Origin of the sequence: Actinomadura fibrosa (genome assembly GCF_900659615.1) — a bacterium.
Taxonomy (GTDB): domain Bacteria; phylum Actinomycetota; class Actinomycetes; order Streptosporangiales; family Streptosporangiaceae; genus Spirillospora; species Spirillospora fibrosa.
The window spans coordinates 1-1,434 of the sequence record NZ_CAACUY010000538.1 but is presented as its reverse complement, the minus strand read 5'-3'; the positions used below and the strand labels follow the sequence as shown (position 1 = coordinate 1,434).

General features: G+C 75.7%; 2 protein-coding genes. Both read right to left on the bottom strand.

The window, feature by feature from the left end:
• Positions 1–928: serine/threonine-protein kinase (locus tag E1300_RS49505; RefSeq protein WP_131764155.1), on the bottom strand; the 928-nt coding region annotated here is incomplete at its 3' end.
• Positions 929–1,025: 97 nt separating this feature from the next.
• Positions 1,026–1,434 (bottom strand): DUF4389 domain-containing protein (locus tag E1300_RS49500; protein ID WP_131764154.1); only part of this gene is annotated, 409 nt, incomplete at its 5' end.

Below are 1,434 nucleotides of genomic sequence, written 5' to 3'. Positions count from 1 at the left end.
CCGTGCCCGCCCGCGCCCCGGCGTGCCCGGTGGCGCCCGCGCCCGCGGGGGCCATGCCGTGCCAGCCCGCCTGGACGGTCTCGGCGAGCTTCGCCGGATCGGCATGCCCGGAGCCGACGAGCCGGGCGAGCAGGTCCTGCACGGACGGCCGGTTCCGCGGGTCCTTCCCGAGCGCGGCGCCCACGACGTCGCGGAGGCCGGGGTCGAGCCCGTCGAGCCTCGGCTCGTCGTGCGCGACCCGGTAGAGGATCTCCGGGACGGTGTTGCCCGCGAACGGCGGCCGTCCTGTCCCGGCGTAGGCGACGACGCAGCCCCACGAGAACACGTCCGACGCGGGGGTGACGGGTTCGCCGCGCAGCAGTTCGGGCGGCAGGTAGTTGGGCGTGCCGACGAACTGGCCGGTGCGGGTCGGCCCGTCGGCGGCGTCGAGGGCGCGGGCGATGCCGAAGTCGATGACGCGGGGTCCGGTGGAGGACAGCAGGACGTTGGCGGGCTTGAGGTCGCGGTGCACGATTCCGGCGCCGTGGATGGCGGCCAGCGCCGTGGCGACGCCGACCGCGAGACCCTCCAGGTCGGAGCCGGGCAGCGGCCCCCGCTCCTGGACGGCCTCCTCCAGGCTCAGCCCGTCGATGTACTCGGTGACGACGTACAGCGGGTCCCGGTCCAGCTCCGCGTCGATCACCGGCGCGGTGCAGAACCGCCGGACCTGCCCGGCGGCCGTGACCTCGCGGCGGAACCGGTCCCGGAACGCGGCCTCCCCGGCCAGCTCCCGGTTGATCATCTTGACGGCGACGCGCCGGCCGGACCGGTCCTCGCCCAGGTAGACCGTGCCCATGCCGCCCCGGCCGAGCCGCCCGAGCAGCCGGTAGGGGCCGAGCTCCTCCGGGTCGCCGGGGAGCAGGCCCTCGCCGTTCCGTCCTGCGCGCATGGTCATCACGGTCCTGGGGGAATCGGGATCGTTGCGGGAAAACCCTAGCGGCCTGGACGAACAACGACGTCCAAGACATCCGGGCGCCCCGGACGCGTCAGCGCGGGCGGCGGGCCCGGGGGAGCGTGCGGAACGGCGGGAACGCCTCGCCGGTCAGCCCGAACGCGTACGCGACCACCCGGCTGGACCAGCGCTGGCAGCCGACGACCAGCCCGTACAGCGCGCGCGGGTAGCGGCCCGTGAACGGGATGACCAGCCAGCTCACCATCATCACGACCACCAGCGCGGTGTACATGAGCAGCATCACCAGCAGGTGCGGGACGACCAGCAGCCCCCGGAGCAGGGTGAACCAGCGCTTCGGACCTCGCCACGCCTCCGGATAGGGCAGGTCGACGAGGACCGTCCGGGCGTCCGCGGCCGGGTGCGGGGCGGCGGCCGGCTCCGGGACGGCGGCACCCGGCTCGGCGCCGGGCCCGCTCCCCGGCGCGGCGGGTTCCGCGTCCGCG